The following is a 21,133-nucleotide window of genomic DNA, read 5'->3' as shown; positions in this document are numbered from 1 at the left end:
CGAGGTCTCTGCACCACCCAAGGAGAACACCCCATGAGCACCACCTCCGTCGCCCCGCTGTCCATCGAGGACGCCGAGCTGCTGGTTGCCACGGCCCGTCGTGCGGCCGAGGCGGCCGGAGTCACCGTCAGCGTGACTGTCCTGGACGCGGGCGGGCACCTGCTCGCCTTCCGCCGGGACGACCGGGCGGTGCTGATCTCCGGCGAGACCAGCACTCGCAAGGCCTACACCGCGCTTCAGCTGAACGCGCCCACCGCGGACCTGGTCGACGCCGTCCAGCCGGGCGGCCTCTTCCACACCCTGCCCACCGCCCTCGACCGGCCCCTGCTGTTCATCGCGGGCGGTGTACCCGTGCACCGGGGCGGCCGGCTGATCGGTGCCATCGGTGTCGGCGGCGGTGCCCCGGAGCAGGACCACGGCTTCGCCACGGAGGCTGCGCGGACGCTCGCCTGATCACGGCCCGCACGCATCCCCCCGACGGACGGACGCCGGCCCCGCCGCATCATCGGCGGGGCCGGCGTCCGTCGCATGTCGGCGTATTCCACAACCGAACTTCAGGTCCGCCCGGCGTACGCGCCTCAGCCCGCCGCGACCGTCAGCGGGGCGAACCGCCGGGTCCAGTCACCCGGGAGGTCCGGGATGCCGTACGTCATCACGGAGTTGAACGCCACGGAGGCCAGCCCGCGCGCCTTCGCCCAGGCCAGCAGCTCCTCGTGGCGTACGTCGATGTCGGTGCGCAGCGGACGGTCGGTACGGTCCGCCAGTGAGGCGATGAGGGCTTTGGCGGTCTCCGTGTCGCGGGCGATCAGCGGGCCGACGACATGCGTGTCCATGTTCGGCCACGCGGCTGCGTAACCGGTGAGTGTGCCGTCCTCCTCGGCCACCCGGAGCTGGTCGGCGAAGGCGGGCAGCCGCACGAGGAGAGGGGTACGGTCGCTGCCGAACACCTCCTCGTCGAGCCGCAGGATCGAGGGAAGGTCCTCCGCGGTGGCAGCGCGAGTGGGGACCCCGGACTCCGGCCCACCGCGAGTGAAGTGGCCGCTGAGCATCTCGGCCCGGCCTGTCACCTTGAAACCCAGTTCCTCGTACAGGGGGCGGCCGTTCTCCGTTGCGTGCAGGGTCAGCGGAGTGGCTCCCATGGTCGACACGACATGGCGCATCAAGCGGCGCCCGACGCCTTGGCGGGCATGTCGTTCGGCGACCAGGACCATCCCGATGGCGCCAAGATCCGGAAGCCCCCACGACCCGTACTGCGTGACGACGCACGCGGTGACGAGACCACCCTGCGGGTCGTCGATGCCGAAGCCGTTTCCGGCCGTGAGGAGAAAGCCCCACTTGTGTTCCTCGCGTGGCCACCCCCGGTCTTCGGACAAGTCGGCGCAGGCGGTGAGATCGCGAAGCGTCAGACGGCGGATGGGTAGAGCGGCGAGGGAAGGAGTCGGCACGCAGGTCAGGCTGTCCGACGGGCACCCCTGGCGTCCACCCGTTTCGACGGAGACGTACGTGCTTTTGGCCATGCATGGGCCCGTGTAGCGCCGGCGGGCGGCCTGGGAGTGTTTCACGTGAAACATCGGCAGCCCGTTAGCCTCGGGCCATGGCGAGACTGCATCTCTTCGATCTTGACGGCACGTTGCTGCACGGCACGACCGCCCCGGTGGAGATTTCGCGCCAGCTGGGGCGGGAGGCGGAGACGGTGGCGCTGGACCGGGCGATCGCCGAGGGGCGGATCGGTCCGCCGGAGTATGCGGCGCGGGTGTACGAGCTGTGGGGTGATCTGACCGACGCGCACGTCGACGTCGCGTTCCGGGCGGCGCCCTGGCTGGCCCGGATCCGTGAGGTCTGGGCGGAGATCCGAAACGCGGGCGAGTACTGCGCGGTGGTATCCCTCTCGCCGTCCTTCTTCGTGGAGCGCCTGCTCGACTGGGGCGCTCACGCGGCTCATGGATCGCGTTTCCCGGCCGTGCCGTTCACCGAGCCGGTCGACGCGGCCGGGGTGCTCAGCGCAGCGGCCAAGGTCACTGTCGCCGACCGGCTCTGTGCGGAGTTCGGGGTGGCGCGGGCGGACTGCGTGGCATACGGCGACTCGTCCTCGGACCGGGACCTGTTCGCCGCCGTGCCGGTCTCCGTGGCGGTCAACGCGGACGCCCGCCTGGCCGGCCTCGCGACCCACCGCTACACGGGGCGGGATCTGTGGGACGCCTATGAACTGGTGGCCGCTGAGCGGTAGTTGTCGGACCGCGCGGCTCTGCTGTCCTGCCTGGTGCGTGCGAGCGGAAGGGGGGATTTGTATGCGGGACGACGGCCGGTAGGGTCGGGGCGGGTGCTACGGCTGGCCGCCCGCCGGGGGAACATGCATCTTCCGAGGGGAGGTGCGCTGACCGACCGCAAGACGTTCGAGGCGAGGGCACACCATGGACGCTCCGACCACCACGCCGGGGGAGAACGGCACGTCGGACGGGGACGGCTGGTTCACGCCGCGCAAGGTGCCCTCGGCTCCACCGCCGGACGGTGCCCGAGCGTCGGCCGCCGACGGCAGCACCAGGCACGGCCTCCCCAGACGCTCCGCCGAGGCACCGGCCGGGCGAGCCGCGGAGCCACTTGCCGGGCCGGCATCGGACATGCCGGCCGCGCCGGCCGCGGAAGCACTCGCCTGGCCGTCGACGGACGTCGAGCGGGTGCCGGTGCAGCGGTCGGGACCGACGGCCGGGCAGGGTTCTCCGGACGCCCTGCTCATCCGTCGCACGATGGCCGAGATAGCCCCGATCGCCGACCAGGTCACGTCCTACTTCTACGCTCTGCTCTTCGTCCGCCACCCCGAGCTCCGTGAGCTGTTCCCGGCCGCGATGGACGTCCAGCGGGAACGCCTGCTGAAGTCCCTGCTCAAGGTGGCCGAGCACGTGGACGACACCGAAGTCCTCACCGACTACCTGCGGAACCTGGGCCGGGGCCACCGCAAGTACGGGACGCGCGCGGAGCACTATCCGGTCCTGGGGGAATGCCTCCTCGGCGCGCTGAGCGCGTACGCCGCCGCCGTCTGGACCCCCGAGACCGAGGCCGCCTGGGTACGGGCGTACACGAAGATGTCCCAGGCCATGATCGACGCGGCCGCGATGGACGAGCTGCGGGCCCCGGCCTGGTGGCACGCCGAGGTGGTCTCGCACGAGCTCAGGACCGCCGACGTCGCGGTCCTCACCGTCCGCCCCGACCAGCCCTACCCCTTCCTGGCGGGCCAGTACACGAGCGTGGAAACACCCTGGTGGCCGCGAGTATGGCGGCACTACTCCTTCGCCTCGGCGCCCCGTTCGGACGGACTGCTGACGTTTCATGTGAAGGCCGTACCGGCCGGCTGGGTCTCCAACGCGCTGGTGCACCGCGCCCGGCCCGGAGACGTCGTACGGCTCGGCGCCCCGGTCGGCTCGATGACCGTCGACCACACGACCGACAGCGGACTGCTCTGCCTGGGCGGCGGCACCGGCATCGCGCCCATTAAGGCCCTGGTCGAGGATGTCGTCGAGCACGGAGTGCGGCGGTCGGTCGAGGTGTTCTACGGCGCCCGCAGCGACCACGACCTGTACGCCATCGACACCCTGCTCGGCCTCCGGCAGATCCACCCCTGGCTCGCGGTCCGGGCGGTCACCGACCAGCAGACCCCTCTTCGGTTCCCCGACGCCGTCCGGGAGTACGGCCCCTGGAACGAGTACGACGCCTATCTCTCGGGGCCGCCCGGAATGATCCGCAGCGGCATCGACGTACTGCGGGACATCGGCGTCCCGTCACGCCGAATACGGCACGACGCCGTGGAGGAACTGCCCACTGCCGGGAGCTGAGGAATCGGGGAATAGGGGAGCGCTATCCGAGGTCGGGGGCGTGCATGGCCCGTACGCCCTCGATATTGCCGTCCAGGTAGTGGCGCAGCGACAGCGGGACGAGATGGACGGAGGCGATGCCGACCCGGGTGAACGGGACGCGCACGATCTCGTACTCTCCGGCGGGCTCGTCCACTTCGGGGCCGTGCCGCAGGGACGGATCCATGGACTCCAGGCGGCAGACGAAGAAGTGCTGCACCTTCACGCCGGTTGCGCCGCCGTCCTCGCCGATGTGTTCCACCGTGTCCACGAAACACGGCACGACATCGGTGATCTTGGCGCCGAGTTCCTCGTACACCTCGCGGTGCAAGGCGTCCACGACGGTCGGATCCCCGGGCTCGACCCCGCCACCGGGAGTGACCCAGTAGGGATCGACACCGGGCTTGGTGCGCTTGATCAGGATCAGGTCGTCACCGTCCAGGAGGACGGCACGCGCGGTGCGCTTGACCACGGGTCGGACGGTCATGGGAGAAATGTGGCCCAGCCGGTTCCACGTGAAACATCTGGCTTCCACGTGAAACCTCTGCCCGCGCGAACGCCTTGGTGCGCAGGTCAGCCCCAGCCCGTGGCCGCCCGCTGGAGCCACTCGTGAGCCCGTGCCACATGGGGCATGGCGAGGGTTCCGGTGCGCACCACCAGGAAGTACGTGCGCAGCGGCGGTACCGCCGGATCGTGCAGCCTCACGATCTCGCCCTCGGCCAGGGCCGGGGCGCACAGATAGCGGGGCAGCACCGCCATCCCGGCACCGGCGATCGTGCAGGCCAACACGGCTCGCAGATCCGGGACGACGACCGCCCCCGAGGCGGCGGGGCGGGAGTCGAAGACGGAGGCCCAGTAGTGCGAGACCAGGGGCAGCGACTCGTGGACCTCGACGACGGGCAGGTCCTCCAGCGCCGACGCCCCCTTCAGGCGCAGTTCCTCCGCACCGATCCGTTCCACCCAGCGAGGAGCGGCGACCAGCACGTGCTCCTCGTCGCAGAGCGGAGTCGCGCTGAGCAGAGCGCCGCGCGGCCGGGCCGTACTGATGGCCAGATCATGGTGTCCTGCTGCCAGGCCTTCCAGGGTTTCCTCGGCCGTGCCGAAGGAGGCGCGCAGCGCGAAGCCCTGACCGTCGTCGCCGGTCAGCTCGGTGAGGGCGGGCAGAGCGCGTTCAGCGGTGAACTCGGGCGGGCCGGCGAGGTGCAGGGTTCTCAGCGAGGAGTCGTCGTCCAGGCCGCTCTCGGCTATCTCCACCAGGGCGTCGAGGTGGGGCGCGGCCTTGTGCGCGAGTTCGTCGCCGATGGTCGTCGGGGTCACCCCGCGTGCCTGCCGGAGGAAGAGCGGCTTGCCCAGCTGGCGTTCCAGCGTGCGGATCTGTGAGGTGACGGCGGGCTGGGAGAGGCCGAGCAGTGCCGCGGCGCGGGTGAAGGAGCCGGCCCGGTGCACGGTGACGAAAGTGCGCAGCAAGGCCAGATCCACGGTTTCCCCTCTCCTGTCCCTGCCCTCCTCCGGTGCCCCCAGGCAGGCACCAACTATAAATATGTCGATACGTTGCTGTCGCTAGCGTGATTGGACACTGACAGAGAGTCAACTAGCCTTGTTCGCGCGGTTCTTCGCGCGGAGAACCGAAGACGGTCCGAGCCAGGAGGGGGGAGGCTCGGACCGTCGTGCGGTTCAGGGGGACGCGGGTTCCTCACTCGGCGGACTCGTCCAGGGCCCGCAGCACGTCCGCGATCAGGTCCTCGGGGTCCTCGGCGCCGACGGACATCCGGATGAAGCCCTCCGGCACGTCGTCCCCGCCCCAGCGGCGCCGACGCTCGGCAGTCGAGCGCACCCCGCCGAAGCTCGTCGCGTCCTCCACCAGCCGCAGGGACGCGAGAAAACGCTCGGCACGCGCGCGCGTGGGCAGGGTGAAGGAGACCACGCACCCGTAGCGGCGCATCTGCCGCGCGGCTACCTGGTGCGCCGGGTCGCCGGGCAGCCCGGGGTGGCGCAGGCCGGACACCTCGGGCCGCTGCTTCAGCGCCTCGGCGAGCGCGACGGCGGTGGTGTTCTGCCGTTCGACACGCAAGGCGAGCGTGGCGATGGACCGGTGCGCGAGCCAGGCCTCCATGGGCCCGGAGATCGCCCCGACGATCTTGCGCCAGCGGCGTACGGAGGCCATCGCCTCGGCGTCCCGGCCGGCGACGTAGCCGAGCAGCACGTCCCCGTGCCCGGTGAGCTGCTTGGTGCCACTGGCCACGGAGAAGTCGGCACCCAGCTCCAGCGGGCGCTGGCCGAGCGGGGTGGCGAGGGTGTTGTCGACGGCCACCAGGGTGCCCTGTGCGTGGGCCGCCGCCACCAGCCGCCGGATGTCGCACACGTCCAGCCCCGGGTTCGACGGGGACTCGATCCACAGCAGCCGGGCGCCGTCCAGGACCTCCAGCTGGCGGTCCCCGCCGGTGGGCGCCGTGCGCACCTCGATGCCGTACGCCTCCAGCTGGGCGCGGACCAGAGGAAGCACCTGGTAGCCGTCGGAGGGCAGCACCACCGCGTCCCCGGCGCGCAGCTGGGAGAACAGCACGGAGGAGATCGCCGCCATGCCGGACGCGAAGACGAGCGTCTCGACGTCGTCCCGCCCGGGCGCCTCCAGCTCGCCGATGGCCCGCTCCAGCAGCGTCCAGGTCGGGTTCTCGTCACGGCCGTACAGGTACGGGCCCGTCGCCTCGCCGGGCAGGTGGAAGTGCGCCGCGAACACCGGCCCGGGCAGGGTCGGTTCGTGCTTGACCGGCTCGGGCAGTCCCGCGCGCACCGCGCGCGTGCTCTCGCCGGCCCGGCCTGGGTCCTCGGCGGCCTCGCTCATGCGGCCCGCCCTTCCAGGCGCCCCCGTACGGCGGCGAACAGCCCGGTGCTCGCCGCCTCCACCATGGCAAGACATTCCTCGAAGCCGTCGCGGTGTCCGTAGTACGGATCCGGTACGTCGAGGTCGTCGCCCGCGGCGGGGTCGTAGGAGCGCAGCAGGCGCACCTTCAGGGCGTCCTCCTCGGTGGGGGCGAGGCGGCGCAGGGCCTTGAGATGGCCGTTGTCGAGGGCGATCACGAGGTCGAGGCGGGCGAACCACGACGGCTGGAACTGCCGCGCGACGTGCTCGCCGTCGTAGCCGTGCTCGGCGAGCACCGAGACGGCGCGCGGGTCGGCGGGATCGCCCTCGTGCCAGCCGCCGGTACCAGCACTGCCGACCTCGACCCGGTCCTCGAGCCCGGCCTCGGCCACCCGCGCGCGGAAGACGGATTCGGCCATCGGGGAGCGGCAGATGTTGCCGGTGCACACGAAACAGACGCGGTAGGTCATGGCGTGCTCAGTCCTCGTCCGGCAGGACCATGTGCAGGGCCCAGGAGACGACGGAGATGATCAGACCGCCGAGAACGGCCGTCCAGAAGCCCTCCACATGGAAGCTCAGCGAGAGCTTGCCGCACACCCAGGAGGTCAACAGCAGCATCAGCGCGTTCACGACCAGGGTGATCAGGCCGAGGGTGAGGATGAACAGTGGGAAGGTGAGCACCTTCACGATCGGCTTGACCAGCCAGTTGACCAGACCGAAGATCAGCGCGACCACGATCAGCGTGCCGGCCTTCTTGGCGGTGTTGTCACCGGTCAGGGTGATCTTGTCGAGCAGCCACACGGCGACTGCGAGGGCGCCTGCGTTGGCGATCGTCTTGACTACGAAATTCTTCATGTGTCTGATCGTGGCAGACCCGATCGGAACCGAGCAGTGAGACGAGGGCGACAGCGGCGATGAAGGCATTCCGGCTGGACGAACTGGAGGCGGAGCGCGCCGCCAACGAGGGGGCCTACCTTCAGTTCCTGCGGGAGCGGAACATGTCGGTCGGTCTGTACGCGCTCAACGCGGGCGAGCACGACCCGCAGAAGCCGCACAACCAGGACGAGGTGTACTTCGTGGTGAGCGGCCGGGCGTCGATCACGGTCGGCATGGAGACGACCGAGGTGGCACGGGGCAGCGTCGTCTACGTCCCGGCCGGGGTCGCCCACAAGTTCCACCACATCAGCGAGGATCTGAGGGTTCTCGTCGTCTTCTCTCCGCCGGAGGCGTGAGACCGGGCCTCGGGGTTCCCTAGGGGACGGGTCAGGGGAGGACAAGGGACGACAGACCCCCGCAGGGCCCCCTCGCGGCTCTAGCATCGAATGCGGAACATCAACGGCGTACGAGAACGCAGACGTACGACGACGCATACGACATACGACAACGCAAAGGAAAAGGCGATGCGAGAGATCTTCGCGGGACTGCCGTGGTGGGTGAAGTGGGTCGCGGTGCCGGTCATCGCCCTGGTCGTGTTCGGCAGCCTGATAGCGACCGTCGTCGGGTTCGTGATCGGCCTGCTGTTCAAGGCGCTGGTCTTCGTCGCGCTGGTCGGCGGACTGATCTACATCGTGCGCAAGTTCATGTCGAACTCCTCGTCGCGCAGCGACTGGTGACGGCACGCGGGGACTGGTGAGCGAACCACGCGATCACCGGTCCCGGCCGGGGTGACGGGTTCCCTCGGGGGAGGGAAGTTTCCCCGCGAGGCCGTCTGCACGCGGTGGCGGACGGTTAAAGTCCGGAACTCCCCGCGGGGTCAGGCCCCGTGGGTGGCGCAGACCCCTCCGTGCTCTTCCCCGGCACGGGCTGCCCATCGCGCTCCGGGAGTACCTCTTGGCCACGGTCGACACCGCACCGGCAGAATCCCACGTACCCCCCAACCCGCCGCGTCCCTGCGTACCTCCCACACGGCGCGCGCCCACCGTGGCCGTCCCCGGACAGCCGCACTCGGCGGACATCGACTCCGCCACCGCCCTTCCCGCGGACTCGCCCCGTCCTCCCCGCTCCCCTGACGCCGCCGGGCCACCGCCGCCCGGCGACTCGAACCGGCCGCAATCCATGGCCGGTTCCGGCCGACGCCCCTCCGCGGGGCTGCTCGTCCAGCCGCGCTCCGCGGACGCCCCGGAGCCCGCGACCGCCGCGACGCTCATCGGATCCGTCCAGCGCGCGATGCGCCTGCTGGAGACGGTCGCCGAGCATGTCTACGGCGCCCCCGCCAAGCAACTGGCGCGCGAGACCGGCCTCGCCCTGCCGACGACGTACCACCTGCTGCGCACACTGGTCCACGAGGGCTATCTGCGCCGCGAGAAGGGGCTGTTCTTCCTCGGTGACGCGGCCGAGCGGCTGGGTAGCAGCGGAGCCCAGCAGAAACGTCGCAGCGCGGTCGCGGACACGCTCGCGCACTGGCGCGATTCCATCGGTGTGCCGGTGTACTACGCGATGTACCGGGACGGCGAGATCGAGGTCATGTGCGTCTCCGACTCCCCCGAGGTGCCCGCGGTCGAGGAGTGGGCCGACTTCCGGGCAACCGGCCACGCGCACGCGATCGGGCAGTGTCTGCTCTCCCAGCTGGACGAGGACGCCCGCCGCGACCATCTCGACCGCTACCCCGTGCAGCCCATCACGCCGTACACGGTGCGGGACAACGACGCCCTGCTACGGCGGCTGGCCCGGACGAGGCGGATGGAGCCGGTGGTGGAGCGCCAGGAGTACGTGCTCGGGACGGTCTGTGCCGCGGTCCCGATCACGGTCGGCACCACCGTGGCCACGATGGCCATGTCGCTGCCTGTCAGCCAGGCCGACCGGCTGCTGCCCGCGGCTCATCGGCTTCAGGCGGAGATCGGGCGCCACCTGGGGACCCTCGGTCTCTCTATCAGTATCTGAAAACTTACTCCTTGTGATGTGCTGTGTACGTTCAGCAAGATTTGACCCACGCTTAGAGGGCCACTCCCAGCCAGTCGATGTCATATGACGGGGTAGACGATGCGCGAGTCCGTACAGGCAGAAGTCATGATGAGCTTTCTCGTTTCGGAGGAGCTCTCCTTCCGCATTCCGGTGGAGTTGCGCTACGAGACCGATGATCCCTATGCCGTGCGGCTCACCTTCCATCTGCCCGGTGACGCTCCGGTGACCTGGGCTTTCGGGCGAGAGCTGCTGATCGACGGCGTGGGCCGGCCGTGCGGGGAAGGGGATGTGCACATCGCCCCCGCCGATTCCGAGGCGCTCGGCGAAGTGTTGATCAGGCTTCAGGTCGGTGGCGACCAGGCGCTGTTCCGCTCGTCGACGCCGCCGCTCGTGGCCTTCCTGGACCGCACCGACAAGCTGGTGCCGCTGGGTCAGGAGGGTGCGCTCGCCGATTTCGACGCGCACCTGGAGGAGGCCCTGGACCGCATCCTGGCCGAGGAACAGAGCGCCGGCTGAAGCGTTACGGCAGGGGGGCTCAGGGCCTCCGCGTGGTGCGTGGAGCTATGCAGGAACGCTTCTCTGGGACATCCGGCGTGGCCGCTGCCTGACCTCCGCAGGGGCTGACGCCTCACCGCTTCCGGCGCCGGCCCCGGCCGCCGCGTGCCGGGGCGGGCTGGGCGCCGTTTCCGGCCGGGGCGTCCGGGCCGGGGCGGTCGGCGGAGACCACCAGCGCGGCGAGCGCAGTGGTGAGCGGGACAGAGGCGACCAGACCGATCGAGCCCACCAGGGTGCGCACGATCTCCTCGGCGACCAGCTCGCTGTTGGCCACCGTTCCGACGCTGCTCTGCGCGATCGAGAACAGCAGCAGCAGCGGCAGCGCGGCGCCGGCGTAGGCGAGGACGAGGGTGTTGACCACGGAGGCGATGTGGTCGCGGCCGATGCGGATGCCCGCCCGGTACAGCGCGCGCCGGCCGAGAGAGGGGTTGGCCTCGTGCAGCTCCCAGACGGCCGACGTCTGCGTCACCGTCACGTCGTCCAGGACGCCGAGCGAGCCGATGATGACGCCGGCGAGCAGCAGACCGCTCATGTCGATCTTCGGGTAGAGGCCGTGGATCAGGCCGGTTTGGTCGTCGGTGTTGCCGGTGAGCGCGGCCCAGTCGATGAACTGTGAGCCGAGGATGCCGATCAGCGCCAGTGAGGCGAGCGTGCCGAGCACGGCCACCGATGTGCGGGCGGACAGGCCATGGCACAGGTAGAGGGCGATCAGCATGATCGTGCTGGACCCGATCACCGCCACGAGGAGAGGGTTCGACCCTTGCAGGATTGCGGGCAGGATGAAGAAGTTCAGCACCATGAAGCTGATGGCCAGCGCGACGAGCGCCATGACGCCGCGCAGTCGGCCCACGACCACGACGGCGAGGGCGAAGATCCCGGCCAGCAGGCCCATCGGGAAGCGGCGGTTGACGTCGGTGACGGAGTACTGCAGGTCCTTGGGCGCGGAGGGTTCGTATGCGACTACGACGGCCTCGCTCTGGTGCAGCTGCCGTGGCTGGTCGGGCTGCACGATCTCGGTGAAGGTGCGGCCCTTGTCCTTGCCGGTGTCGATCCGGATCGTGGCCTTGTGACAGGTGCCGTTCGCCTCCTGCTGGGCCGAGTTGCCCTCGGCGGTGGCGGTGTCGCCGGTGGGGGTCTCGCCGGAGGCGTTCACCGACTTGCAGCTGACCTCGACGACCTGGGTGACGGTGGCCTGCTGGGTCTGCTGGTCGAAGCCGACGCCGGTGCGCTTGTGCGGCGGCGCACCGCCCGGCCACAGCACCACGAGCCCCACCACGACCGCGGCGGTGAAGGGGATCAGGATCGCCGCGATGACCTTGCGCAGGTGCCGGGAGACCGGCGCGGCAGGCCCATGGCTGTGGCTGTGACCGTGGCCGTGTGCGTGACCGGGGGCTTGCGGCTGACCGTGCCCGTGTGCGTGGCCGCGGTCGTGGCGATGGTCGTCGTCCCCGCCGGATCCCCGGCCTGGGCCGTGCCCAGAACCGTGCCCGGGGCCCGGCGTCGTGACGGCCTGGCCGTGGCCGTCGCCTGCCGCTGAGCCGTCCCGGCGGCGCGGCTCGGGGGGCTGGTACGGGTACTGCTCGGTCCTGGTCACCGCCCGATCATTGCAAGAACGCCCGGGGGCCCACTGTTCAGTACGCCACATATGACGCTAGCGTGGAGGCACCTTTGCACACGCGGGAGCTCGGAGCACCGGGCTGAGAGGGCGCTGACCTCCGTATTCGCGATGTTTCACGTGGAACGACGTCCGTTTCACGGGATACACCGGCAGACGGAAACCGCTGCGTCGACCGCCGAACCTGTTACCGGGTAATGCCGGCGTAGGGAGTAGGTCTCATGACCAACAAGGACGCACGCACGCCTGTCTCCGTTCAGGACGAGAAGTCCCAGGAGACCGGGAAGTCCATCGGCTGGCACAAGGCGTACGTCGAGGGCTCGCGCCCCGACCTGCGCGTGCCGGTCCGCCAGGTGCATCTCACCAACGGGCAGTCGGTCACGCTGTACGACACGTCGGGCCCGTACACCGATCCAGTCGTCGACACCGATGTCCGCAGGGGACTGTCGCCGCTGCGGGAGAACTGGATCATCGCTCGCGGTGACACCGAGGAGTACGCGGGCCGTCCCGTCCGCCCCGAGGACGACGGGATCAAGCACACCTCGCCGCGCGGCGGGCTGCGCAACCTCGACGCGGTCTTCCCGGGACGGCCGCGCCAGCCGCGCCGGGGCCGCAGCGGCCAGGCGGTGACGCAGCTCGCGTACGCGCGCCGGGGCGAGATCACTCCGGAGATGGAGTACGTGGCCATCCGGGAGAACGTTTCACCTGAGGTGGTCCGCGAGGAGATCGCGGCCGGCCGCGCGGTGCTGCCGGCCAACGTCAACCACCCGGAGATCGAGCCGATGATCATCGGCAAGCGGTTCCTGGTGAAGGTCAACGCCAACATCGGCAACTCCGCGGTGACCTCCTCCATCGAGGAGGAGGTGGAGAAGATGACCTGGGCGACCCGGTGGGGCGCCGACACGGTCATGGACCTGTCCACCGGCCGCAACATCCACACGACGCGCGAGTGGGTGCTGCGCAACTCCCCCGTTCCCATCGGCACGGTGCCGCTCTACCAGGCCCTGGAGAAGGTCGACGGCAGGGCCGAGGAGCTGACCTGGGAGATCTACAAGGACACGGTCATCGAGCAGGCCGAGCAGGGCGTGGACTACATGACCGTCCACGCGGGCGTCCGGCTGCCGTACGTGCCGCTCACCGCCAACCGCAAGACCGGCATCGTCTCGCGCGGCGGCTCGATCATGGCCGCATGGTGCCTCGCGCACCACAAGGAGTCGTTCCTGTACGAGAACTTCGAGGAACTGTGCGAGATCCTCGCCGCCTACGACGTCACCTACTCGCTGGGCGACGGCCTGCGGCCGGGTTCGATCGCGGACGCCAACGACGAGGCGCAGTTCGCGGAGTTGCGCACGCTCGGGGAACTCAACACGATCGCCAAGCGTTTCCACGTACAGACCATGATCGAGGGCCCGGGACACGTCCCGATGCACAAGATCAAGGAGAACATCGACCTTCAGCAGGAGATCTGCGATGAGGCTCCGTTCTATACGCTCGGCCCGCTGACGACGGACGTCGCTCCGGCGTACGACCACATCACCTCCGGCATCGGTGCCGCGATGATCGCCTGGTGGGGCACGGCGATGCTCTGCTACGTCACGCCCAAGGAGCACCTGGGCCTGCCCAACCGGGACGACGTCAAGACCGGCGTCATCACCTACAAGATCGCCGCCCACGCGGCCGACCTCGCCAAGGGACACCCGGGCGCGCAGGAGTGGGACGACGCGCTGTCCGACGCCCGCTTCGAGTTCCGGTGGGAGGACCAGTTCAACCTCGCGCTGGACCCGGACACGGCACGGGAGTTCCACGACGAGACCCTGCCGGCCGAGCCCGCCAAGACGGCCCACTTCTGCTCCATGTGCGGGCCGAAGTTCTGCAGCATGAAGATTAGCCAAAGCATCACAGAGCGGTTCGGTGGCGCGGCGGCTGAGGGGGCGTCGGCGGAGGAGGTCGCTGAGGGGATGCTCCAGAAGTCGAAGGAGTTCGCCGAGGCGGGGAACCGGGTGTATCTGCCGATCGCGGACTGAGTTCCGGCTGCAAGCGGTCCGCGTTTCCGAGTCGACGTGAGGGCGTCACGCGAAGCGCGGACCATGCCGGTTGCTTGGTGATCGAGTCGGTCACGGCACAAGGACGATCTTGCCCATGGTGCGCTTGGCCTCGATGGTGCGGTGAGCCTCCGATGCTTCGGCCAGCGGGTAGGTCTGCTGCACCGCGACCCGTAGCCGACCTGCCTCGATGCGTTCGGTGATCCGATCCAGAAACTCACCGGAGGGCTCGGACGCGACCCATGCATAGCGCAGTCCGCGGGTGGCTGCCTGCCGCTCGTCCGTACCCGGGTCGATCGACGCGCCGATGAGCAGACCATCCGGCCGGAGCACATCGAGGGAGCGCGGCCCGTAGGAACCGCCGACCAGGTCCAGGACCGCGTCGACCGGAGCCACGGCCGTCCGGAAGTCGGTGGTGGTGTAGTCGATCAGTTCGTCGGCACCCAGTTCGCGAAGGAGGTCATGACGGGCCGCCCGTGCGGTACCGATGACGTACGCCCCCAACTCCTTGGCCAGCTGCACCGCGACGTGACCGACGCCGCCCGCCGCCGCGTGGATCAGTACGCGGTCGCCGGGCCGGACCCGGGCCAGCACGGCCAGCGCCTGCCAAGCGGTGAACGCGACCAGAGGCACAGCCCCCGCGTGCACCAGGCCGAGGTTCTTGGGCGCGAGAGCCAGCGCGTCGGCCAGCACGGCAGTGAACTCGGCGTACGCGCCGCGTCGGGTGACCGACAGCATGCCGTACACCTTGTCGCCCGGTGCGAACCGCGTAACGCCTTCTCCGACCTGCTCGACGACACCGGCCACGTCGTTGCCCGGCGTCCACGGCAGGGTGACCAGCTCCGGCACACGACCAGCGCGGAGCACCGCGTCACCCGGGTTGACTCCGGCACCGGCGACCCGCAGCAATACCTCACCGGGGCCGGGCTCGGGCACGTCGGTCTCGGTGTAGGTGAGCTCCTCGGGGCCGCCGAACGCGGACTGGACGATGGCATGCATGCGGGCGGACATCAGAACTCCTTGTCAGTGGGTCGCGGTGCGTCCCATGGTCGGCCCGAGTGACAACAGTGCGGAAGAAGGCACTTATCTGATATCGAGGTTCCTCATGGATACCGGCTTCGACCTGAGGAAACACGGTGGCGTGGACGTCTTCCTGCGTGACTGCCCCACGCGTGCCGTGCTGGAGCTGATCGCCAGCAAGTGGACCATGCTGGTACTGGTGGCACTTGAGGACGGCCGACCCATGCGGTTCGCGGAACTGCGGCGGCGGCTGGATGGCGTGACCCCGAAGGTGCTGACGCAGACCCTGCGCGCGCTGGAACGCGAAGGCCTGCTGACGCGGACTGTGTTCCCGACCGTGCCGCCGCGCGTGGAGTACCAGCTGACCAAACTGGGCCAGGAGGCAGGTGGGCTGGTGCAGAGCATCACCGACTGGTCGCAGGCGAACATCGCCGCATTCCAGATGGCCAGGAAGACATTCGACGAGCGTGAGACTCAGGGCTGATCATGTCCGGCATGAAGATCTCGCAGAACATCCGCCGCGAACACGGCGGCAGCCGGGTCGAGATCGAGGAGGGCATGGCCCAGAAGTCGAAGGAGTTCGCGGCGAGCGGCAACAGGGTGTACCTGCCGATCGCCGACTGACGGCTCCCCGGAGCGGTGCTCACAGGTGAAGGGCCGTGAGCACCGCCCGGCCGCGCTCACAGGTGCTCGGGCGCCCACGGCCCCGTCCTCGGCCCGTTGTCAGAGGCGGACGCTACGGTCGATTGCAGCGCAGCAACCTGTCAGGCGTGGAGGGGGAATCGACATGGCCGACGACGGACGCACCGCGCTGGTGTCGTACGCCAAGGGGTGGGATCTGTCCTCGTGCAGCGCCCTGGAACCGCTCACGCGAACCGAGGCCGAGGCCCGGGACCGGGCGGAGCAGCCGTATGTGATGGTCCATCGGGTACCGGGGCGGACCGTGCCCGTCGAGGTCCATCTCGTGGCCTGGGCGGACCACTACGTGGGGGTGTGGGCGTACGACGAGCGGGGCCGCCGTACGCAGGAGCTGGACTGGCGCCTGCTCGAACCGGGGAGCCTGTTCCTGCGCCACCGGTCGGAGTGGCGCTATGAGTCCCAGGAGCAGGCCGAGTTCGCGCAGGACGCCTGGCGCACGACGACGGACCTCTACCCGGGCGGCAGGGGCCGCACGGTGTCCGAGCCGCAGGGTGTCCTGGGCCCGTCACGGCACGGACGCCCGGACGTGCCCGAGGCCGAGCGCCGGCGGGACCGGGCGCAGTTCGGCGTGGCAGGCGTCGGAAGCCCGCTCCTGGCCGCACCGTCCGTGCGCGGCCGGCACGCGGACGCCCCGGTGGCGCCCGCCGCTGACGGCATACCCGTGACGCCGTCCCGCTGGCTGCCGCCGCGCCCGACGGCACCGTCCCACCTGAGCGAGTTGTTCCGGCCCGGCACACGGCTGGCCACGAAGGACGAGCCGGAGATGACCGTCGCCGACGTGCGGGAGATCGCGGTGCTGCGGGTGCCGAGCGGCAGACTCGCCGTCGACTGCCCCCTGACGACGGACGACGGCGGGCAGCGCGAGCTGCTGGAGCGCATTCCGCCGGGCGCGTACCCGGTGCAGGAGACCGTGCTCAGCTACGAGTTGGAGTACGACGACGAGGTGTTCCCCACGGAGGAGGGCGCCGCCGTCCGGCTCCTGATCGACACCGAACCGGCGGTCACCTGGGAGCCGGCGCTCGCCGAGGGCGAGGACCCGAGGCTGCTGCGGCACCACGAGGCCTACGGCTTCGCCACGGATGCCGCGCTGGGCGGCTTCGCCGACTCCGCCGCGTGGGACGTGCTCGCGGACAAGTACCGGCGCTACAGCATGGACGGGGAGGAGCACGCGGGCGAGCGGGTCGGCGACAGCTACTGTGTGCGCACCTCGGACAGCGCGAGCGGCGCTGACCTCATCCAGTTCGCCACCGGAGGGGACGGGGTGTGGCCGGTCTGGCTGGGCCGCTCGGCGTCCGGGAAGCTGGTCTCCGTCGTGGTCGTGTGCGTCTATCTTCTGGACCTCAGGATCCTGTGAGCCGTGCGATGAGTTCGTCCACCTCGTGGCGGAGGGCGGTTTCCGCAAGCCGACGGCTTCGCGGACCTCGTCCGCGGTGCCGGTTCGGAGACCGAAGCGACGGAGACGACAGGAACGCGAGCCCGGAGCTGATGCCGGGCGAGGGCGCCGACAGTGTGCGCGCCGCTCTGCCCGGACGCCGAGCGGGCCCGGATCGACGGCGAGCGGCGGGCCGCCGCCGCCCTCGTACGGCACCGCCGGGACGCAGCCCCGGTGAACTCGCCGCCCCGAGCCGGTCGTTCGAGACGGCGGCGCGGCGGACCACCGGGCACCGCGAAGCCGCGCCCGGGGCCCCCGGGCCGCCGGCCGCCCCGGGGGCGCCTGGGCTGCCGGCTGCCGTGGGGCTACTCGGGGCGGTGGTCCGGGCCGCCGAAGTCCGGGCTCGTGTAGTCGGGGCTGGTGAAACCCGTGCGGCCGGACTCGGTGCCGTTGTCGGGGCTGCTGAAGCCGGGACGGTCGTAGCCCAGGCGGGGCATCCGGCCGGTCGGGGCTGACGGGGTCGTGCGCAGCCGCGCGGGGGCCGGTCCGGGCTCGGCGAGCGCCTCGCGCAGAAACGGCAGGATCCCGCGCTCCAGCAGGGCGCTGCGCCAGGCCTCTCTGGCCCTGTCCAGCTCCTTGTACGCCGCGTTCAGCGTCTGGGCCTGGGCCGAGGAGCTGTTGCGCAGGGCGGTGAGGAGCAGTCCGACGGCGGCGACGAGGATCGCGGCCGCGGTCACGGCGCCGAACACCCAGCCGGCGGTGAGCATGGTGTCGCCGAAGGTCTGGCCGGGATTCAGCGTCTTCAGGATGTAGCCGATGAGGAGGAAGATCGCCGCGGCGGTCCCGGACAGCACGGGAGCCAGTACGGCGACGACCGCGATGGCGCCCGCGCCGGTGTTCTCGGCCGGCTCGCCGAAGGCGGTCGTGAGCCCGGCCGTGGCCGGACCCGGCTCCGCGGAACCGGAATCGCCGCTGACGGCAGGGGCCATCGCCGGGTGGCGCAGTTCGTCGCGGACCTCGATGTAGTGCTCGTACTCGCTTGCGGCGGCCTCCGTGATCAGGGCGGTGGCGTTGAGCGCCATGGTGCGCAGCTGTTCGGAGTTGAGCCGCTGTCCGACAGCGGCCAGTTCCGGTCGGTGTGGTGCGGAGCGCAGCGCCTCATCGAGGAGCCGCTCGAATTCCTGGCGGTCCTCACTCAGCAGGTGCTGCGGAACGCTGTTCATGTGCATCCCCCGATGCTCCGTAGGGCTTGGGGCTCGCACGCCGGCGAGCCGTCGGGCAGAAACGGAGGGGAGCCTGCTACGGATAAGCCGATGGTAGAGCCGTGACGGTGCGCGGTGACAGGGGGTTGCGGAAATTGCGTTCCGGCCTGCGCGTACTCCGCCGGGGGGACGCCTTCCCGGAGAACGGTCAGTTATCCAGAGGAAGTTGCCGGACCAGTAGCTTTCCGGCCATGGTCACGCCGCCGTCCATCGCGATGGCGAGCCCGTCGGCGTACACGTGCGGTCCCTCCACGACCGGGCCGCTGCCCTCCTCGCCGTCCTCGGAGCCGACTTCGCCGAGGAGGTAGGGAATCGGGCTGTGACCGTGAACGATGCGGGTACCGCCGTACGTATCGAGGAGGGAACGGACGGCGTCTGCACCCCCCTCGTCACGGAAGGAGAAGCGCTTGGTGAACTTGCGGAACAGATCCCAGCACTCGTCCGCGTCATTGCGGGTGAGGGTCTCGCGGACCGTGTCGTTGACCGCCTCGATCGAGTCGCCGTAGTCGAGGTAGGCGGTGGTGTCCGAGTGCACCAGCAGATAGCCGTCGACCTCCTCGACGGCGTCGAGGCGGGCCATCCACTGGAGGTGGTGGTCCTGGAGGCGGTCCATGTCGGTCTTCTGGCCGCCGTTGAGCAGCCAGGCCGCCTGGAAGGTGGCGGTGCCGGCACCGGAGTTGACGGGGGTGTCGCCGAACCGCTTGGCGCCGAGCAGCAGCAGCTCGTGGTTGCCCATGAGGGCCTTGCAGTAGCCGCCCGCCGCGGCGGCCTCGGCGGACAGCCGCATCACGAGGTCGATGACTCCGATGCCGTCGGGTCCGCGGTCGGTGAAGTCGCCGAGGAACCACAGCCGGGCGTCGCCCGCGCACCACTGGCCCGAGGCGTCGACGAGCCCTTGCTCCTGGAGCGCGGTCATCAGTTCGTCGAGGTATCCGTGCACGTCGCCGACGACGAAGAGCGGTCCGGAGCCGGACGCGGGCTGCGGCGCCGGGGCCGCGGGCGCCGGCTCGACCTGGACCTGGACGGTGTCGGTGCGGGTGATGACCGGCAGGTCGCGCCGGGTGGGCGTGTAGCCGTCGGGGTACGCCTCGTCGGCGGGCGGCACGGCGTCGCCCGGACGGGGCTGCGCGGCGTCACCCGGGTCGGCGGTGCGGACGTACGGACCGGTCTCGTGGACGTACGCCGGTACCCGGAAGTCGCGCAGCGTCGCCGTCCGCTCCACCTCGGGTCCCTGACCGGCCCCCTGAGTCATCAGACCCCTCCACCATCGCGCCGCAGCTGCACCGCTTCGGACTGCCTGGTCGCAGCGGTCCGCGGTGTCGTGGGCCCATCATAGGAATGCGCGTCGCGCCGTGTGATGACCCAGGGGTGGTGAATCGGAACAGGACTCCAGTTCACCGCCGCTTTCGCCCCGTTTCGGCAGGTGTTCGGCCTGGTTCGCGTCGGCCGGACCCCCGGCAGGCGGGCCGGTCGCCGACCCGCCGGGTGTCCTCCACCCGCCGCCGAGAGTACGGGGCGCGCGCCCCGTACTGTGCGGCCCTAGGCCCTGTCCGGTGACCGCGGCGGGCTCACCGTCGTGCGCGGGGGACGCCGCTGGGAGGAGGTGCGCACGATCAGCTCGGTCGGTATCACCTGCTCGACCGGATGGTCCGACTCGACGCCCTCGATGGCGTCGATCAGGAGCTGGATCACCGCGGTGCCGATGCGGCGCGGCTTCAGGGAGAGCGTGGTGATGGGCGGCTCGGTGCTGGCGTAGACCGTGGATTCGCTGCAGCACACCAGCAGCAGGTCGTCGGGGACGCGCAGCCCGTAGCGGCGGGCAGCGGCGAGCAGGTCGGTGCCGTTGGGGTCGAACAGGCCGTAGACCGCGTCGGGCCGGTCGGGGCGGGCCAGGAGCCGGTCCGCGGCGACGGCGCCCGCGCACGGGTCGTGCGCCGGATAGGCCTCGTAGACCGGGGTCTGGCCGACCCGTTCGCACCAGCGCAGATAGGCCGTGGTCGACAGATGCGTGTACGTGTCCGTCGAGGTGCCCGTGAGCAGGCCGATACGGCGGGCGCCGGCGTCGGCGAGATGGTCGAGGATCCCGAGTACGGCGGCCTCGTGGTCGTTGTCGACCCAGGCGGTGACGGGCAGCGCGCCGGCCGGGCGGCCGTCGGAGACGACCGGGAGCCCCTGCCGGACCAGCTCGCTGACCACCGGGTCCTGGTCGGAGGGGTCGATGACGACCGTGCCGTCCAGGGCGACGTTGGACCACACGTCGTGGCGGGAGGTCGCGGGCAGGATGACGAGGGCATAGCCGCGGGCGAGCGCCGCCGACGTGGCGGCCCGGGCCATCTCCGCGAAGTAGGCGAACTCCGTGAAGGTGAAAGGTTCATCCCCGTACGTCGTCACGGTCAGGCCGATGAGGCCCGACTTGCCGGTACGGAGGGTGCGGGCGGCGGCCGAGGGGCGGTACCCGAGCCGGTCGGCGACCTCGCGGACATGGCGCCGGGTGGCATCCGGGAGCCGGCCCTTGCCGTTGAGGGCGTCGGACACGGTCGTGATGGAGACTCCGGCGGCGGCGGCCACGTCTCTGATGCCCGCCCGGCCCGGCCGACTGCCTCGACGTGAGGTTTCCGCGCGGCTCACCTGGTGCTTCCCTGCTGCTGTCATGGCGAGCCGATAGTAGGGCTCATGCGGTGGGGTAGTGCGGACGCATATGCACGCGTTGACAGGCACGTTTCTGCATGGTCATTCGGGGTCAACTGCCTTAGAAAGAAAGACAGTTGAACGATCCAGGGGTAAGACGTGACGCGGCGACGCGTGTGGGCCTGCTAAGTGCCTGATGTCTCGAAGAGGTCTCAACTCACCTGGACGGGGGATGCGCGCCACGGCGCAAGCCACCGGCGCATAGATATATGTACGGCGCGCCCCCGGAAACGTACGCCTTCGTGCCGGGATGCCCGCGATGGCGCCGAGGGGG

21 protein-coding genes and 1 pseudogene are annotated in these 21,133 nt (G+C 70.4%); 11 read left to right on the top strand and 11 right to left on the bottom strand.

Annotated elements, in window-relative coordinates:
- Positions 1-33: 33 nt before the first annotated feature.
- A complete protein-coding gene (locus tag AC4OXY_RS25820) occupies positions 34-453 on the top strand; it encodes a GlcG/HbpS family heme-binding protein (protein WP_356032443.1) in 420 nt (139 codons plus the stop codon).
- A 125-nt stretch (positions 454-578) separates the two neighbouring features.
- Here the strand turns inward: AC4OXY_RS25820 and AC4OXY_RS25815 are convergent, their stop codons facing one another.
- Positions 579-1,445 (bottom strand): GNAT family N-acetyltransferase, encoded by an 867-nt coding sequence (locus AC4OXY_RS25815; protein ID WP_356032441.1) that lies wholly within the window; start codon positions 1,443-1,445, stop codon positions 579-581.
- 149 nt (positions 1,446-1,594) lie between these two features.
- Between AC4OXY_RS25815 and AC4OXY_RS25810 the strand changes: the two genes are divergently transcribed.
- Positions 1,595-2,227 (top strand): HAD family hydrolase, encoded by a 633-nt coding sequence (locus AC4OXY_RS25810; RefSeq protein WP_376287907.1) that lies wholly within the window; start codon positions 1,595-1,597, stop codon positions 2,225-2,227.
- A 184-nt stretch (positions 2,228-2,411) separates the two neighbouring features.
- Positions 2,412-3,827 (top strand): globin domain-containing protein, encoded by a 1,416-nt coding sequence (locus tag AC4OXY_RS25805; RefSeq protein WP_356032436.1) that lies wholly within the window; start codon positions 2,412-2,414, stop codon positions 3,825-3,827.
- Positions 3,828-3,849: 22 nt separating this feature from the next.
- On the opposite strand, the gene AC4OXY_RS25800 is transcribed toward AC4OXY_RS25805, so the two are convergent.
- The 5 genes from AC4OXY_RS25800 to AC4OXY_RS25780 all read right to left on the bottom strand — a co-directional run bounded on the left by AC4OXY_RS25800 (position 3,850) and on the right by AC4OXY_RS25780 (position 7,560).
- The gene (locus tag AC4OXY_RS25800) at positions 3,850-4,332 is read right to left on the bottom strand and encodes an NUDIX domain-containing protein (RefSeq protein WP_053660775.1); all 483 of its coding nucleotides are present in this window, start codon (positions 4,330-4,332) and stop codon (positions 3,850-3,852) included.
- An 86-nt stretch (positions 4,333-4,418) separates the two neighbouring features.
- Positions 4,419-5,324, bottom strand: coding sequence for a LysR family transcriptional regulator (locus AC4OXY_RS25795; protein ID WP_376287905.1), 906 nt, complete (start codon positions 5,322-5,324; stop codon positions 4,419-4,421).
- Positions 5,325-5,538: 214 nt separating this feature from the next.
- Positions 5,539-6,687 (bottom strand): cystathionine gamma-lyase, encoded by a 1,149-nt coding sequence (locus tag AC4OXY_RS25790; RefSeq protein WP_376287903.1) that lies wholly within the window; start codon positions 6,685-6,687, stop codon positions 5,539-5,541.
- A complete protein-coding gene (locus tag AC4OXY_RS25785) occupies positions 6,684-7,175 on the bottom strand; it encodes a low molecular weight protein-tyrosine-phosphatase (RefSeq protein ID WP_376287901.1) in 492 nt (163 codons plus the stop codon). The genes AC4OXY_RS25790 and AC4OXY_RS25785 overlap by 4 nt, the downstream gene beginning before the upstream one ends.
- Before the next feature lie 7 nt (positions 7,176-7,182).
- Positions 7,183-7,560, bottom strand: coding sequence for a phage holin family protein (locus tag AC4OXY_RS25780; protein WP_071374949.1), 378 nt, complete (start codon positions 7,558-7,560; stop codon positions 7,183-7,185).
- A 59-nt stretch (positions 7,561-7,619) separates the two neighbouring features.
- On the opposite strand from AC4OXY_RS25780, the gene AC4OXY_RS25775 reads away from it, so the two are divergent.
- The 4 genes from AC4OXY_RS25775 (at position 7,620) to AC4OXY_RS25760 (ending at position 10,122) form a co-directional block, all read left to right on the top strand.
- Positions 7,620-7,937 (top strand): cupin domain-containing protein, encoded by a 318-nt coding sequence (locus AC4OXY_RS25775; RefSeq protein WP_071374950.1) that lies wholly within the window; start codon positions 7,620-7,622, stop codon positions 7,935-7,937.
- Positions 7,938-8,105: 168 nt separating this feature from the next.
- Complete coding sequence (locus tag AC4OXY_RS25770) at positions 8,106-8,318, top strand: DUF5326 family protein (RefSeq protein WP_094218693.1); 213 nt, start codon at positions 8,106-8,108, stop codon at positions 8,316-8,318.
- Positions 8,319-8,760: 442 nt separating this feature from the next.
- A complete protein-coding gene (locus AC4OXY_RS25765) occupies positions 8,761-9,585 on the top strand; it encodes an IclR family transcriptional regulator (protein ID WP_376287898.1) in 825 nt (274 codons plus the stop codon).
- 99 nt (positions 9,586-9,684) lie between these two features.
- On the top strand, positions 9,685-10,122 hold the full coding sequence (locus tag AC4OXY_RS25760; protein ID WP_071374953.1) for an SsgA family sporulation/cell division regulator: 438 nt from the start codon (positions 9,685-9,687) through the stop codon (positions 10,120-10,122).
- A gap of 112 nt (positions 10,123-10,234) precedes the next feature.
- On the opposite strand, the gene AC4OXY_RS25755 is transcribed toward AC4OXY_RS25760, so the two are convergent.
- Positions 10,235-11,755, bottom strand: a complete 1,521-nt coding sequence (locus AC4OXY_RS25755; protein ID WP_362820657.1) for a YibE/F family protein — start codon at positions 11,753-11,755, stop codon at positions 10,235-10,237.
- 242 nt (positions 11,756-11,997) lie between these two features.
- Here AC4OXY_RS25755 and thiC point away from each other — a divergent pair, with 242 nt between their 5' ends.
- Entirely contained in the window at positions 11,998-13,800 is a 1,803-nt protein-coding gene (gene thiC, locus AC4OXY_RS25750; RefSeq protein WP_356032418.1) for a phosphomethylpyrimidine synthase ThiC, read from the top strand.
- A 90-nt stretch (positions 13,801-13,890) separates the two neighbouring features.
- Here the strand turns inward: thiC and AC4OXY_RS25745 are convergent, their stop codons facing one another.
- Positions 13,891-14,829 (bottom strand): NADP-dependent oxidoreductase, encoded by a 939-nt coding sequence (locus AC4OXY_RS25745; protein ID WP_376287895.1) that lies wholly within the window; start codon positions 14,827-14,829, stop codon positions 13,891-13,893.
- A gap of 94 nt (positions 14,830-14,923) precedes the next feature.
- On the opposite strand from AC4OXY_RS25745, the gene AC4OXY_RS25740 reads away from it, so the two are divergent.
- The 3 genes and pseudogenes from AC4OXY_RS25740 to AC4OXY_RS25730 all read left to right on the top strand — a co-directional run bounded on the left by AC4OXY_RS25740 (position 14,924) and on the right by AC4OXY_RS25730 (position 16,891).
- Entirely contained in the window at positions 14,924-15,322 is a 399-nt protein-coding gene (locus AC4OXY_RS25740; RefSeq protein WP_491991133.1) for a winged helix-turn-helix transcriptional regulator, read from the top strand.
- Between the two features lie 11 nt (positions 15,323-15,333).
- A pseudogene (locus AC4OXY_RS25735) lies at positions 15,334-15,462 on the top strand (thiamine biosynthesis protein ThiC); the annotation flags it as partial.
- A gap of 163 nt (positions 15,463-15,625) precedes the next feature.
- Positions 15,626-16,891 (top strand): DUF4241 domain-containing protein, encoded by a 1,266-nt coding sequence (locus AC4OXY_RS25730; protein WP_376287893.1) that lies wholly within the window; start codon positions 15,626-15,628, stop codon positions 16,889-16,891.
- Positions 16,892-17,274: 383 nt separating this feature from the next.
- Here AC4OXY_RS25730 and AC4OXY_RS25725 read toward each other — a convergent pair whose 3' ends face one another.
- From AC4OXY_RS25725 to AC4OXY_RS25715, 3 genes are all read right to left on the bottom strand, one after another.
- On the bottom strand, positions 17,275-18,138 hold the full coding sequence (locus AC4OXY_RS25725; protein ID WP_356032407.1) for a hypothetical protein: 864 nt from the start codon (positions 18,136-18,138) through the stop codon (positions 17,275-17,277).
- Between the two features lie 181 nt (positions 18,139-18,319).
- Positions 18,320-19,423: a metallophosphoesterase gene (locus AC4OXY_RS25720; RefSeq protein WP_356032405.1), complete on the bottom strand. Its 1,104-nt coding sequence runs from the start codon at positions 19,421-19,423 to the stop codon at positions 18,320-18,322.
- 287 nt (positions 19,424-19,710) lie between these two features.
- Positions 19,711-20,823, bottom strand: coding sequence for a LacI family DNA-binding transcriptional regulator (locus tag AC4OXY_RS25715; protein WP_079176901.1), 1,113 nt, complete (start codon positions 20,821-20,823; stop codon positions 19,711-19,713).
- Between the last annotated feature and the right edge of the window lie 310 nt (positions 20,824-21,133).

This window comes from Streptomyces sp. HUAS MG56, from assembly GCF_058673395.1.
Note: the sequence above shows the minus strand (reverse complement) of the source record. Positions and strands in the feature narration are given on the sequence as shown.

Bases quoted from the DNA above. Each gene is read 5' to 3' on its own strand.
- AC4OXY_RS25725 (WP_356032407.1), bottom strand. From the start codon at position 18,138: ATGCACATGAACAGCGTTCCGCAGCACCTGCTGAGTGAGGACCGCCAG.
- AC4OXY_RS25800 (WP_053660775.1), bottom strand. From the start codon at position 4,332: ATGACCGTCCGACCCGTGGTCAAGCGCACCGCGCGTGCCGTCCTCCTG.
- AC4OXY_RS25780 (WP_071374949.1), bottom strand. From the start codon at position 7,560: ATGAAGAATTTCGTAGTCAAGACGATCGCCAACGCAGGCGCCCTCGCA.
- AC4OXY_RS25820 (WP_356032443.1), top strand. From the start codon at position 34: ATGAGCACCACCTCCGTCGCCCCGCTGTCCATCGAGGACGCCGAGCTG.
- AC4OXY_RS25810 (WP_376287907.1), top strand. From the start codon at position 1,595: ATGGCGAGACTGCATCTCTTCGATCTTGACGGCACGTTGCTGCACGGC.
- AC4OXY_RS25785 (WP_376287901.1), bottom strand. From the start codon at position 7,175: ATGACCTACCGCGTCTGTTTCGTGTGCACCGGCAACATCTGCCGCTCC.
- AC4OXY_RS25775 (WP_071374950.1), top strand. From the start codon at position 7,620: ATGAAGGCATTCCGGCTGGACGAACTGGAGGCGGAGCGCGCCGCCAAC.
- AC4OXY_RS25770 (WP_094218693.1), top strand. From the start codon at position 8,106: ATGCGAGAGATCTTCGCGGGACTGCCGTGGTGGGTGAAGTGGGTCGCG.
- thiC (WP_356032418.1), top strand. From the start codon at position 11,998: ATGACCAACAAGGACGCACGCACGCCTGTCTCCGTTCAGGACGAGAAG.
- AC4OXY_RS25720 (WP_356032405.1), bottom strand. From the start codon at position 19,423: ATGACTCAGGGGGCCGGTCAGGGACCCGAGGTGGAGCGGACGGCGACG.
- AC4OXY_RS25740 (WP_491991133.1), top strand. From the start codon at position 14,924: ATGGATACCGGCTTCGACCTGAGGAAACACGGTGGCGTGGACGTCTTC.
- AC4OXY_RS25745 (WP_376287895.1), bottom strand. From the start codon at position 14,829: ATGTCCGCCCGCATGCATGCCATCGTCCAGTCCGCGTTCGGCGGCCCC.
- AC4OXY_RS25715 (WP_079176901.1), bottom strand. From the start codon at position 20,823: ATGACAGCAGCAGGGAAGCACCAGGTGAGCCGCGCGGAAACCTCACGT.
- AC4OXY_RS25765 (WP_376287898.1), top strand. From the start codon at position 8,761: ATGGCCGGTTCCGGCCGACGCCCCTCCGCGGGGCTGCTCGTCCAGCCG.
- AC4OXY_RS25730 (WP_376287893.1), top strand. From the start codon at position 15,626: ATGGCCGACGACGGACGCACCGCGCTGGTGTCGTACGCCAAGGGGTGG.
- AC4OXY_RS25760 (WP_071374953.1), top strand. From the start codon at position 9,685: ATGCGCGAGTCCGTACAGGCAGAAGTCATGATGAGCTTTCTCGTTTCG.
- AC4OXY_RS25805 (WP_356032436.1), top strand. From the start codon at position 2,412: ATGGACGCTCCGACCACCACGCCGGGGGAGAACGGCACGTCGGACGGG.
- AC4OXY_RS25790 (WP_376287903.1), bottom strand. From the start codon at position 6,687: ATGAGCGAGGCCGCCGAGGACCCAGGCCGGGCCGGCGAGAGCACGCGC.